At 37.5% G+C, this 13,070-nt stretch carries 14 protein-coding genes and 2 pseudogenes; 2 read left to right on the top strand and 14 right to left on the bottom strand.

Annotated elements, in window-relative coordinates; genetic code table 11:
* Nucleotides 1-126: 126 nt before the first annotated feature.
* Entirely contained in the window at nucleotides 127-480 is a 354-nt protein-coding gene (locus WKT11_RS19295) for a cupin domain-containing protein (protein ID WP_118517038.1), read from the top strand.
* Between the two features lie 101 nt (nucleotides 481-581).
* On the opposite strand, the gene WKT11_RS19300 is transcribed toward WKT11_RS19295, so the two are convergent.
* The 6 genes from WKT11_RS19300 to WKT11_RS19325 form a co-directional block, all read right to left on the bottom strand.
* The gene (locus tag WKT11_RS19300) at nucleotides 582-812 is read right to left on the bottom strand and encodes a hypothetical protein (RefSeq protein ID WP_015512798.1); all 231 of its coding nucleotides are present in this window, start codon (nucleotides 810-812) and stop codon (nucleotides 582-584) included.
* A gap of 68 nt (nucleotides 813-880) precedes the next feature.
* Complete coding sequence (locus WKT11_RS19305) at nucleotides 881-1,891, bottom strand: helix-turn-helix domain-containing protein (RefSeq protein WP_019162953.1); 1,011 nt, start codon at nucleotides 1,889-1,891, stop codon at nucleotides 881-883.
* A gap of 149 nt (nucleotides 1,892-2,040) precedes the next feature.
* Nucleotides 2,041-2,229 (bottom strand): hypothetical protein, encoded by a 189-nt coding sequence (locus WKT11_RS19310; RefSeq protein WP_019162954.1) that lies wholly within the window; start codon nucleotides 2,227-2,229, stop codon nucleotides 2,041-2,043.
* A 50-nt stretch (nucleotides 2,230-2,279) separates the two neighbouring features.
* Complete coding sequence (locus WKT11_RS19315) at nucleotides 2,280-2,906, bottom strand: helix-turn-helix domain-containing protein (protein ID WP_117846116.1); 627 nt, start codon at nucleotides 2,904-2,906, stop codon at nucleotides 2,280-2,282.
* 113 nt (nucleotides 2,907-3,019) lie between these two features.
* A complete protein-coding gene (locus WKT11_RS19320) occupies nucleotides 3,020-3,652 on the bottom strand; it encodes a GyrI-like domain-containing protein (protein WP_117846115.1) in 633 nt (210 codons plus the stop codon).
* 44 nt (nucleotides 3,653-3,696) lie between these two features.
* Nucleotides 3,697-3,894: a hypothetical protein gene (locus tag WKT11_RS19325; RefSeq protein ID WP_117846114.1), complete on the bottom strand. Its 198-nt coding sequence runs from the start codon at nucleotides 3,892-3,894 to the stop codon at nucleotides 3,697-3,699.
* Between the two features lie 372 nt (nucleotides 3,895-4,266).
* Between WKT11_RS19325 and WKT11_RS19330 the strand changes: the two genes are divergently transcribed.
* Nucleotides 4,267-4,503: a DUF6061 family protein gene (locus WKT11_RS19330; RefSeq protein ID WP_340285675.1), complete on the top strand. Its 237-nt coding sequence runs from the start codon at nucleotides 4,267-4,269 to the stop codon at nucleotides 4,501-4,503.
* A 159-nt stretch (nucleotides 4,504-4,662) separates the two neighbouring features.
* Here WKT11_RS19330 and WKT11_RS19335 read toward each other — a convergent pair whose 3' ends face one another.
* From WKT11_RS19335 to WKT11_RS19370, 8 genes and pseudogenes are all read right to left on the bottom strand, one after another.
* A complete protein-coding gene (locus WKT11_RS19335) occupies nucleotides 4,663-7,107 on the bottom strand; it encodes an FtsX-like permease family protein (RefSeq protein ID WP_117846113.1) in 2,445 nt (814 codons plus the stop codon).
* The gene (locus tag WKT11_RS19340; protein ID WP_117557928.1) at nucleotides 7,104-7,778 is read right to left on the bottom strand and encodes an ABC transporter ATP-binding protein; all 675 of its coding nucleotides are present in this window, start codon (nucleotides 7,776-7,778) and stop codon (nucleotides 7,104-7,106) included. The genes WKT11_RS19335 and WKT11_RS19340 overlap by 4 nt, the downstream gene beginning before the upstream one ends.
* A 172-nt stretch (nucleotides 7,779-7,950) precedes the next feature.
* The gene (locus WKT11_RS19345; RefSeq protein WP_340285679.1) at nucleotides 7,951-9,216 is read right to left on the bottom strand and encodes a sensor histidine kinase; all 1,266 of its coding nucleotides are present in this window, start codon (nucleotides 9,214-9,216) and stop codon (nucleotides 7,951-7,953) included.
* Complete coding sequence (locus tag WKT11_RS19350) at nucleotides 9,192-9,881, bottom strand: response regulator transcription factor (protein WP_117677441.1); 690 nt, start codon at nucleotides 9,879-9,881, stop codon at nucleotides 9,192-9,194. Before WKT11_RS19350 ends, WKT11_RS19345 begins: the two co-directional genes overlap by 25 nt.
* 356 nt (nucleotides 9,882-10,237) lie before the next feature.
* Nucleotides 10,238-10,828 (bottom strand): annotated as a pseudogene (locus WKT11_RS19355) (nucleotidyl transferase AbiEii/AbiGii toxin family protein); the annotation flags it as partial.
* A gap of 206 nt (nucleotides 10,829-11,034) precedes the next feature.
* Nucleotides 11,035-11,232, bottom strand: a pseudogene (locus WKT11_RS19360) (GNAT family N-acetyltransferase); the annotation flags it as partial.
* A gap of 653 nt (nucleotides 11,233-11,885) precedes the next feature.
* Nucleotides 11,886-12,584 (bottom strand): transglutaminase-like domain-containing protein, encoded by a 699-nt coding sequence (locus WKT11_RS19365; protein ID WP_117677442.1) that lies wholly within the window; start codon nucleotides 12,582-12,584, stop codon nucleotides 11,886-11,888.
* The coding region (locus tag WKT11_RS19370) for an isochorismatase family protein (protein ID WP_340285682.1) at nucleotides 12,569-13,070 on the bottom strand (502 nt) is incomplete at its 5' end. The genes WKT11_RS19365 and WKT11_RS19370, both read right to left, overlap by 16 nt.

Consider the following 13,070-nt stretch of genomic DNA (forward strand, 5'->3'; position numbering starts at 1 on the left):
TCTATTGTAACACATTCAATTTTGAGTGTACAGTTACAAAAAGGTGCGTACTTGTTTTTGTATGTGTCTCACACTATACTAATGCCAAGCAACCAGAAACTACAAATTAACTATGGAGGTATTATTATGGCAAATTACACAAAAACAACTATTGGAAAGGAAAACCGAATTGAGCTGCATGAAAAGTTGTCTTTAACAGGTGCAGAAATCAGTTTAAACGAACTACCTGCAGGAGCAAATGTCCCATTTGTTCATTCTCATAAAGAAAATGAGGAAATCTATGGAATTCTTTCAGGTAACGGCAAAGCCATAATTGATGGAGAAGAAATCAGTCTTTCAACTGGAGACTGGCTAAAAATCGCACCTGCTGCAAAGCGTCAGTTTTTTGCATCCGATATTTGCGGAATTACTTATATCTGCATTCAGGTAAAAGAAAATTCTCTGGAACATTTTACAACAGAGGATGCCGTAATCGGCTAATTAAAAGTATTTATTTACAAAAATGCACAGTTCCCGATAAGCTAAGAACTGTGCATTTCTCTTTCTTAAATTTTACGATTTCTCAATTTTTATATAAGAAGTTATGGCTTTAACTTCCTCCAAATAATCAGCTTTAGGATAATACATACGACCACCAAAACTGCCACCAAGGCACCATCCAACAGCAACTCTGTGTACCACGGTGCAGACTGCATGGCATATAAATTTGGATAGGTTTTAAAGTGCCAGAACTTATAAATTCCGAACCCAATGAAAACTCCTATGAATGAACCAATAACGATGTTTAAAAAACAATTCAACTTTCTCAGCATAGCAGTCCCCCCTCCAAATTAGAATTTCTGGATGAGTATAATATGCGGAAAATAAACTTAACTCCATCTTAAATATAGTGCTGAGTTTCACTGCTATTCTTTAACACCATTTTCACCACACCAAGCAATGCTGCAAATAAAACACCTGCAACCGGCCATACAATCCATGTAATATCCCAGCTCATCGTCCAGAAGCTCCATGCAAGGTAAATCGCTGTAGTCAAGCACCAATATACACCAGAAAACGTGTCCGTCTTTTTCTTAAACAGTTTTTCTTCTTTTGTATATTCGCCTTCCTGAAGAAGGGTATCGTAACTGCTTTTTACCACCCCAACACGAACCAACAGATTCACTCCTATTGCAAGTATGAATAGCAGCAATCCAACGGAAACACCACAGTAATAGTCAGACGCTTCCATGGCTCCGGCAATAATTGTCGGAATCACTGCCAGTATACAAAGCACTACCCCAACAGCTGTTCCTCTGATAAAAATCGGTTCATAGGAATCTTTTTTTTCTCGTACCATTCCAGATACACCATACTCTGTTTCAAAGCATTCTTTTTCAAAATGTTCCATATGCGATTCACGCATTCCATATGTAATAAACAAAAAGACAGCTGCCGCAACCATTCCAAGCAAAAAAACACATCCAAATACTGTTGCCAGAGATTCCGAAACATGAAATACGCCATCTTCTGCCATTGTCACAAGAATAATCAATAATATTGGACTTGAGATACACATACTTGTTGCGTTTGCCACTACTTTGGATCCATTTCTTTTCATGTCAAGAAATTCATTTGCATTCTCCATAGTTACTTTTTTCAACGGTTCTGCATAGCTTTCAGTACTTTCGCGATAGGTGATATTTTCTGCTTTCATTTCATCTTTTAATAGATAATCTGTACTAACACCAAATAGCTCCGACATCTGTAAAATTCTTTGCAAATCTGGAACAGCCCCTGCACTTTCCCACTTAGATACTGCCTGTCTGGATACGCCCAACTGATTGGCTAGTTCTTCCTGTGACCATCCATTCTTTTTTCTTTCCTCTGTAATCTTATCAGCTAAAATCATTTTTTCCTCCTTTTGCAGATTTTATGAGCTAAATATAACAATTTTACTGTTTGCATTCCACCATTTCAGGCTATAAATCTGTCAACCAGCAGTTGCAAATCACAAAAGGACTCGATAAATCCCTATTTTCCAGCAATACAAGCAGGAAATTATTTATCATCTGTATTGTTTTCCTTTTTCTTATGAGTCGAACCTAAACAAAGAAATGAGGAACCAAGACATAACCATACTATAGCCATAGAATTTTCATTTCCACTCGTAAAGCCAATAGCTGACGCTATGAAAAACAGAACTGATGCAATATAAAATAAGATTGATTTGTTTATTCCTTTTTTCATAAATAAGAATCTCCTCCAAATCCCGATTTCTCAGTTTCAAAAACTGGAATTTATCGCTTTGAATGTTTAATTAGAAGAAAATCTACTACGATACAAAACATAAGATAAAATCCCCAACATAACACATAGGAAACGATGGAATTTCCAAGCTGCGGTATTGGTGTAAATGTCCACCAATACCCAAACTTAATACCTTGAAGAAAATTAAAAATACAAGAAATTGGCATTAAGATAAGTATCCATACATTAACAATCCAAAACAAAAATGAAGCCTTTTCTTTGTTATCACCTATAAACTGTCCTATTACGAATACCATAATTCCGACAGCCATTAAAATTAGTCCAACTGCAACAGAACTTGAGGTTTGCTCTTTGTCCCAAATCATAATGGCTACTACTAACCCAATAAAATTAAACACACTACCTACCAAAGAAAAGATGCGAGCATCACTTCTTTCAGTACCGTTTTCTGTTATTGGTTCTATTCCCTTCAACAAATAATCTGTTGTTACATCAAAAAAATTGCTCAATAAAATGACCTTTTCGATGTCTGGTGTACTTTGTTCTGACTCCCATTTAGAAACTGCTTGTCTCGATACACCAACCTTATCAGCAAGTTCTTCCTGCGAAATTCCCTTGCTCTTTCGTAAATGTTGTATTCTGTCTGCCATATTCATTGCAAAACACCGCCTTTCTTTTTTACTTAATATAACAAAAATAGCGGTTGCATTGCCACCATTTTCTCATAGAACTTTGTCAACCGACAGTTGCGAAGGCGAAAATTCCGATTTTACGCTTTCTTAATCGGATGTCTAATTACAGTTTTCCATCTCTCTGGGGCAGCCTTTCTTGCATCAGACATATAAATCTCGTGGTGCAATCTATCTTTGTTAATATCATTAACATACCCATTTTGTTCTAAATAAGCATCCATAAGAGCAACAGTTGCTGGCTCATTATCAAAAGAACCTATATGCATAATTTGAACACATAATCCTTCATCAATCGTAAGATACTCTGCTGACGAACAATCGAGTTTCTTCTTTTTCGTTGCTGTTTCTACCGCCCAGTTAAAATCAGCTTTAGAAATGAAATCAGGCAAACGAATAACAGAAATCCAGTTGAAAGCAGATTTATTTGTATAATCTACACCCACAACATCATCCTGCCACCAAAAACCTTCCAATGGCGGAACAACATATTCAAAAAAGCCTTCAATTTTATAATCGGTCTTGCAACTCATTTTTAATGTGTATGCAACAGCATATAGAATACTGATTGCGTGTTGATATGCCCCACCTTCTTCATTTGGATTGCCTTTTCCTCTAACTGCAATATAATTTGCCTTAGGTACATTTACAATCTCTGGTTTATTCTTAGGCATATAAAATTCTTTAAATTCTTTCTTAAAATCAAAAGCCATAATAACCTCCAAAATTTCAATTTTACAACAATACAAGCAGAAAATTATTTATCATCTGTATTTGTTTTATTGTTTTCCTTTTTCTTATGAGTCGAACCTAAGCAAAGAAATGAGGAGCCAAGACATAACCATACTATAGCCATAGAATTTTCATTTCCACTCGTAAAGCCAATAGCTGACGCTATGAAAAACAGAACTGATGCAATATAAAATAAGATTGATTTGTTTATTCCTTTTTTCATAAATAAGAATCTCCTCCAAATTCCGATTGAGATTTCACCTGTTTTAAGAGATTTAATAACTGTTATATTTTGTTATTAAATTCTCCGCAAACCCTTGAAAACACTGGATTTGTCGCAGGTGAGCTTTCCCTTATTTTTTCCCTTGTGTTATATCGTCCCATCAGTGTTTATGAACTCTGATAAGGGCAAATACAAGGGCACAGAGCAGATGTCCGGTGGACATCTGCTCTGTGCCGACCGAAGCGGCAGCGGAGACCAAAAAAATTATATAAAACAGTATAACATAAAATAAAAGTGACATGGTGGACTGATTGAAATGCTTCTTAATTTTTGCTACTAATGATTGATTAAATGATAAGGAGATGGGATACGATGAGAACAATATTTGCAGAATACAATCCACAACGAAACAGCATTGACATTTATACAAATGTTAGCTATATGCTTCGCATTGACTGCTGGGAAGCCGAAAAGGATTTAAAAACCACACCCGGATCAGACTGTGCATTGACTTCACTTGCAGTCGATGAACCACTTGAATATGCGAGATTATATCTTGAGGGCAATTTACAGATGTGGGTAGATACAGAAGATTCATTAGAGTTATAAAATGCAAGCAGCCTGTATGCTTCATTACACACAGGCTGCTTAATCAAATTTATTATAATTGATGAAAAATCGGTTGCATTTTGTCAAAAGTACAAAACTTTTTGAAACCAAGTGCTTTTAATTCCTGTTATGATACTGAGGATATCCCAGCAATACTTGCTATCCCTGATACCTTATTCTTTCTACCAGCGTTTCCTTTTTCAGATTACTGCTTAAAACGAGGGAAAGCACAATCTGCAAAAGGCTGACCAGCAAAATCATAGCAAGAATTGGTGTAATTGGAACATGATAGATATTCATTCCAAATATTCCATTATGTTTTGCATAGGAAAAAAGTGCATAGCCGAGCGGCAGACCAATGATCAAAGCTACGCATATGGTGCCAACCGTAAAAATCAGTCCCTGTAACTGCAGGCATAAATTTAATTGTTTATTTGTCATACCCACAGCCTGCAATACACCATATTCCTGCTTTTTTGTCGTAATATTCATAATCATGGTGTTTGCCATATTCATAAAACCGATGAGTCCTACAACCGCCATAAACAGATAACAGCCAAGCTTCATCATGCGGGCTGCGACTTCTGCATATTGTAACTGCGCATGATAGGTATCCATTTTTATATGCGAAGTATTAGAAATCAAAGTATTCAGACTTTGTTCTACAGATGCCACATCTTTTTTATCACAGTCCACCCACAGATAGCCATAGGCTGTTCCTCTCGGATTCATGGAACGGTATACACCTTCCGGAATGACAAGATAAGTGTCCGCACTTGCAAAGGATCCTGCAATCTTTCCCTGATAGGTATAGGTTCCACTTCCATTCTCAAAGTCAAATGCAATGGATTCACCCGGAGCATATCCATCTTGTTCCATCCACATCGACCAACCAAAGAAAATTTCACCATTCTTTACCGCCTGATCATAGTCCATAGAGCCAATATCCCCGTCCTGGCGCATAAAATCAAAATCATTTTTACTCACAATATCAGCCGGAAATCTTGTTCCGTTCAGATTTACAGAGACAATCTCTCTCGTCATGACATCTGTCACTCCTGGAATGCTTTTGATTTCTTCAATCAGCGAATCATTCAATAGATTATCCGTCAGAATCGTATCCAGATTATTCTCCGGATATTTTTCATCATACTCATCAGAATAGTCAAGCTGCAGTTCAAATTGTCCATGATTTATGTAACGACGTGCTTCATGCTCCGTGTCAATATTTCCCACATAATTAGAGATAATCACAAACAATGCGCAGGAAAGCCCCAGTGTGAGGATGGTACCAATGGTTCTTTTTGGATTACCCGTTATATTTGCCATTGCCATAGAAAACACGGTAACATTTTTTCTGCCATTTCGTTTTCCTTTTTTTTGTGTTTCTGCATTTTCTAAATACCGTGTTGCCTCGATAGGTGAAATCCGTGAAACAATTTTCATTGGTTTACGCAGTGCCAAAGCAACGGTAAGAAATGATACGAAAATACAGAGAAGCATAACAGGCAGGGAAAACAGAGGCACCTGCTGATTTTGAACTTCCATAGAGCCAGTTTGGGTTGATACAAGGTTCCCCTGTTCTACCAGCCAGTTAAAACCGCATTTTGCAATCAGAAAGCCAAAAAGCAATCCAACCGGTATTGAAAAAATTGTCAAAAAAATGCCCTCTCTGAAGATCAGTTGTTTCATCTGCTTTTTTGTTGCTCCCAGAGCCTTGATTTTTCCATACTCCTGTATCTTGTTGGCAATACCGACCTGAAAAATATTATAAATGACCACAACAGAGAAAAGTACAATTGCAAGAATCAAAACCCCGCATACCGCAATCGTTTCATAACTCGGCTGCAAGACCCATTGCAAATAGAGATCATTGACTATAACGTTTTTTTCTTCGATCCCACAAGCTGCTGCAATCTGCTTTATAACCGAATCAATATTATTCATAGATACATTTGCAGAATCATTTAAAGTAAAATAAATATTATACTGTCTGTCATTCTCTGCGACGTGCTCATCATAAAACTCCTGTGACCCGAAAGCAACATAAGATGCCTCGATGGTATACTCATCCCGATCATATAGGATTCCGCTGACAACAAATTCTTCCGGCTTATATTCTGACTGCATCCCTGCGCGGTAATCCAGTGTAACCGTATCTCCGATCTTTACATCACCATACCCCATTGCACGAAAAAATGCTCTTCCTGCGGCAATTTCCTGCATTTTTTCCGGATACTTTCCTTCCTTCAACTCATATTCTTTATTATAAGGAAGCATTTTTCTTGCAGTCTCATCCATGCAGACAAACCCGCCTTTTTCATTGCCTTTTATGATACCTTCGGTGCACATAGTGCCTGTAGCATCTATTTCCGCACGGCGGTTTACTTCTTTTAACTGCGATCCGTCTGCGGAAACAAACAGACCATAATTGCTTCCATATGATCCTGCCGCCTGACTTTTCTGTAAATGAATTACCCCATTTCCCACAGTACTGATGATAACAAGCAGCATCGTGGCCAGACAGATTGCCATCATGATCAGTATACTTCTTGTCCTGTTCCTTTTGTCATTGCTATATGCAATCCTGCTTATTGTCTTCATCTGAAATCCACCACCTGTCCGTCCTCAATCACCAGAATACGGTCAGCGACCTGTGCAATTTCGTCATCATGGGTAATCATTACAATTGTCTGTCCATATTTTTTTGCTGTCATCTTAAGCAGAGCGATTACCTCATCACTGGTCTTAGAATCAAGATTGCCTGTCGGCTCATCCGCAAATATAATTTCCGGACGATTCACCAGTGCTCTTGCAATTGCTACTCTCTGCTGCTGTCCTCCGGATAACTGATTTGGCAGATTATAAATCCGGTTTTCAATCCCCAGAGTTGCAATAATATCATTTACATACGCTTCATCCACTTTTCTTCCATCCAGCCCCAGTGGCAGTACAATATTTTCCCAGACATTAACAGATGAAACCAGATTAAATGCCTGAAAAACAAATCCGATTTTTCTTCTGCGGAAAACAGCAAGGGCATCTTCCTTCATCCTGTATAAATCTTTCCCCGCTAAAGTAACTCTGCCTTTTGTCGGGGTATCAAGCCCTCCAAGCATATGAAGTAATGTACTTTTACCGGAACCTGACTTTCCAACAATTGCGACAAATTCTCCCTGCTCAATCTGAATGTCCACCTGATTTACCGCTTTGACCTGATTCTCACCTGCACCATAAAACTTACAAAGCTGCCTGGTTTCTAATATCACACTCATGTGTTGCCTCCTTTTCAATTCTGTAAAGCGTACCTTTTCAGCACACTTTCTTTGCCTGTTTATATATCATTTTTCAACCTACATGCTGATTGTAGCAATATAATCTTTCATTTCACTTTCAAAAATTGGGCAGAAATCTTACAGAATTGTAAGATTTCTGCCCAATTAAAATTTAACCAACATATGGTAATTGAATCACAAACGTGCTTCCTTTTTTCTTTATGCCGGAGATTACCGTGATCATACCTCCGTGTTTTTCGATAATTTCTCTCGATAGAAAAAGTCCGATTCCCGTGCCACTCTCTTCCCTGACCTCCCTGGAACCTCCTCTGTAAAATCGTTGAAAAATTTTGTGATACTCATTCTGCGGAATACCGATTCCCTGATCCTCAATTTCCATTCTTACAAGATCGTTTCTTTTTTGTAACCGGATAAATATTTTTGAACCACCCGGACTGTACTTGACCGCATTATCCAGAACGTTGATAAAAGCTTCACCAAGCCACCTTTTATCCTGCACAACCATGCATGTTTCCAGCTCTCTTGCATAGTCAAAAACGAATTCAATTTCTTTCTCATCCGCTTTTGGATAAGTACGGTTCACAGCAGATATGACAGTATCCATAAGCGGAAGTTTTTTCTTATTAATCTGAATCAGTCCGGTTTCCATCTTGGATATTTCAAGAAGCGACTGCAATAATGTCTCCAGTCCATCCAGAGCACTCCGACAACGAATACGAAACTCCTCCTGTTCTGTGGCACTTAAGTCATTCTGCATCAGCACACTAAAACATGTATCCAAAGCTGCAACCGGTGTCTTTAACTGGTGAGAGATATCAGAAACAATTTCTTTCGTGCTCTCTTTTTCTTCCCGTGCTTCTTCCTTTAGCAACTGAATATGATGTCCGATTGCTTCAAGCTGGTCATTCAATTTTTCCAGTTCAGCGTGATTTTCCGTTTTCAGTAAATCATCAAATTTATTTTCACGGAATCTGATCAGAATTTCTTCTAACTGGTCTAAAATTTTCTGATGACACGCATCTTCTGTCTTCTTCCAATAAAATAAAATAATCAAAAGAAGCACGCATATCACAGTGCTTACAGCACCGGTCACCATAACCTGATGCCGGAATTGCGAATAAAACACATTCCCTTTATTTCCCCAGTATCCATGTTGCTCCAATAATCGCCTTCCCTGTTCGTTGGTTTCAATATCCTTATCCTTAAGCAATTCCGAAACAGCATCCAGCCCGGAAAATTTTTCCTTTGCTGCAATTTCTGTCATAAGATTCATTTTATATTTATAATCTTCATAAAACACATACGTGGTAAAGCAATTTAATATTGCAAACAATAATATAACAGGTAATACCAAGGAGAGCACTACTGTAATCTTCTTGCGATATCTCTTTGTCACTGCCTTACCTCCTGATTCCATATATACCCAAGACCTCTGATATTCTTTATATAGACCGGTGCAGCCGGATTGTCTTCGATTTTCTCACGGAGTCTTCTGATATTGACAGCGATTGTATTTTCATCCACAAAATCCCCTTCCAGATCAAACACATTTTCCAATATTTGTGTTTTTGAAAGAATCTGTTTCGGATTCTGAAGAAAAAAAGTCAGCATTTTCAACTCCGTTTTTGTCAGACTGATTTCACGACTCTTTATCAGGACTTTCATTTCTCCTGCGATAAATACGATATCTCCCGAAATCATCTTTCCGACTTCCGTTTTCTCCTGTCTGCGGCGGAAATGTGCTTCTATTTTCAAAAGAAGTACCGAAAGACTAAACGGCTTTGTAATATAATCATCTGCCCCTGCTTCATATCCCATGACCTGATCCATCTCCTGATCTAGTGCTGTAAGACAAATAATGTATGTATTATAATTGCATCTCATCCACCTTACAAATTCCAGTCCATTCCCATCCGGAAGATTCACATCACAAATGGTAACATCCACATTATTATCACTTGCAATTCTTTTCGCTTTTTTCATTGATTCTGCTGAAAAAACCTCATATCCGGATTTTTTCAGTGAGAATGTAATTCCACGATTTAAATTTTCATCATCTTCAACCACGAGTATACCTGGCATAGCATATGCACCTCTCTTTATTAACTATATATATTTAATATCAGAGTACTGCTTCTGCAATTCTCTCATCGTTTGTATCTCCAAAAGATAAAACAATGGAACTATCGTCAGCACTGTTATCCTCTGAAAGGAGTCGTCAAATATGCTTTTGCTTTTTCAATGCCGGAAGTGTGGCAAGTTCTTCTGTCGGAGTAAGCATTATACAGCGTCTGTTTCCAATATATGCTGTGTGAAAATCATAACTCCCTGCAATATAAACAGGCAAAGAATCCTGATGATTCCCTGCTTCATATTTTATAGAAATTCCGAATACGCTTGTAAGGATATTTCTTATTCCCCTTTTAACTTAATTTCTTTCATTTTAACATACTTCCATATAATGTACAAATTGATTTCATAATTGTATGCCATGAAATATCAGCAGCGTAAGAATAATTTTTTTGATATGTTTTCCATAAATTTTCCATAACAGAACTTATTTCTATTTCATCAAATATTTCTCTTCTATCCCCAGAGTTTATCTGCTCCAATGTTCCACGTTTTCTTGCAGTTGCCACAAGTGCATTCCATAAAACTTTCTTTTTGAGTTGTTCTCCATGCAACTTTTGTAAAATATAAATATCATAAAAATCTCTCATTCGTGTATTTGTAACGTTTCGGCTAATAACAGTTTCCAGTTTTTCAGACAATACCGTTTCCAGTTTATATGCCCATACCTCGATTGTGCGATCTTCAAGCATAAGATTAAATTTGTACTTGATTTCTCTTGGTGTGATTACATCCCCTGTAGGAATATCAATCTTTAATGGGGTGATTACACCATCGAATTTTGTTCCCATGCTTACACGAACACCCGGATAATCTGCTTCTTCCATGATTTCCGATATCCGTTTGATCCGAAACGAAACGCCATCGTTCAGGGGGATTGATATAATTTTGGATATAAGCTTGCTCTAATCCTCGTTCCTTCACATAGGCATAAAACACAGACTTACTAATTCCATTATTTAGGACTTGAAATGTCTGAATTGTCCCTCCACATTCACGCAATAAGGGCAAAAATAAGTGAAAATACATATCATTTCACTATATAATGGGCTGAAAAGCCTGTAAAATAAGGAAAGTTCAGGAAATCTCTCCACAAATGCCTGCAATCGACTGCGATATTCTTGATTTCAAGTATTCCATTACCTTCATCGGTAACAACACATTCTGCTTTTTCATCATTGTCTTCAAGCACATACATAGTACCTTTTTCAAGATAGCGCTCAACCATGCTCTCCTGTTCATCAGCTAATAACAATAATGATATAAATTGCTTTTTATTTTCGTTCACTTCTCGGATTTTCATATCCATTACTCCGTCAAATTGAAAGTTACGAGCCATGCAAAGTCAAAACGAAAACAGCGATCTGGGAGCTTGCTCACAAGTCGCTGTTTTTGTTTTTGACTTTATACGGCGACAGCCGTCAATGAAATAAATGTGGAGCGCCCTTTGCGACACATTTATGAATTGGGTGCATGGCCCGTAACGTAGAGTTCCCGTAAAATCCACGAACTCCCGGAGCATGCGATACACATGTCTCGATGTAAGGTCTCCGGATGTGAATTTTCTAATGAAAAGTGATACAGCGGTTCTCATCATGACGGGGCCGCCTACACGCGCCATCCATGGCGCGGATCGGCTGACGCGGACATCGTGTCCGCTTTCCCCCTGTCTTTCAGCACTTTTCTAGAAAATATCAACATCCTACGACAAACATCTTCGACATGGCACCGCATACCCCGGGAGTTCTGTGTTTTGGAAAGTTGCCAATACACTAGTAGCCACGGCTGGGTGTAAGAATAAGCTGACCGTAAACAGACGCCGGCACTTAGCGAGGGTATTTTCCTCGCTTATGTGCCGCTGCGACCTGTTTCTGAGTGGAAACGATGTCAGCGTTTCTTATACCCTGCCAAGGGCTACGGTAAGCTGGCCAATAAGTTAATCAACTAACTTTAGATTTAGCAATTTCTAATTTTTTTGACGTTTCGGTTCATTAAATGCCTGCCAAAGTGTTTATATAAAAATGCTTTTATCGCAGACATTTCTTGATGGTGTACTTTTAGCAAGTCATCAGGCGAATCATAGACTCCAAAATCTTGATTAATTCCTTCACTCTGAATATATGTATTATTTCTATCAAAATCTATAATTGGATTTTTGAAGTCTTTTACGGCTACACCGTAACCACAAAATGCACCTTTACAATCACTATTTTTTTCCTGTAATTTTTGTAAATACTTTTTATCAAGAATAAACGCCTCTAACTCATACCATCTATCCTCAAAGTAAACTTCAACCCAACTATGAAATACATTTTGTGGTGCATTTTTATAGACAACCCCTGTCATTGCTCCCTTTTGTAATTTTTTATCAATGGTGAATCCATGTACCCTGCAAGGAATATTGCATGCCCTTAGTATTGCCATAAACAATGTTCCTTTTGTATTACATTGTCCATAACCATCTGCCAAAACCTTTGATGCAGGAACATTATCATCAATATTATATCCAAACAATATTTCATCCCTAACAAAATCATAAATCGATTTTAAGCGTTCAAATTCATTTATATTTTTCCATCTTCTTTCCCGAATTAACTGCTGTATGTTTTCGTTGGAATAATTTAACATTTTTGTTTCTTTTAAATATTTGTCCATAATGCACCTTCACAAATCTCGATTGAACTTTCCATCAATTTAATTGCTTCATCAACAGATACACATGTAGCAAATCTCTTTGGCCACATCATATCATTGTAATATTTATATGTTTCTTCTCCAGTCATATAGTCGTTATCAAATGTTGAATTTGCCCCTTGTGGAATAATTACTTTATATCCTCTCTCAAAAGCAGATTTCACAGTTGCATCTATACAGAAGTTTGTCTGTAGTCCCACTATCATTAATGTATTATCATCTTTAACATAATCCGTAAAATCTTTATTTCCAAAACAACTATTGATTTTTTTTATAAATATCTTTTCCCCTTCCTTGGGAATCATTTGTTCTGCAATTTCGAAGTCTTCATCACCGATTGAAACCCCCGTTCCTGGTCCATCATCATGTTGAAAATAGATAACCTCTATTTGATTATCTCTAGCTGCTTTTATAATTCTTATAGTATCATCAATAAACGCTTCAAAA

The organism is Blautia sp. HCN-1074, from assembly GCF_037890165.1.
In the GTDB taxonomy this organism is placed as follows: Bacteria; Bacillota; Clostridia; order Lachnospirales; family Lachnospiraceae; genus Blautia_A.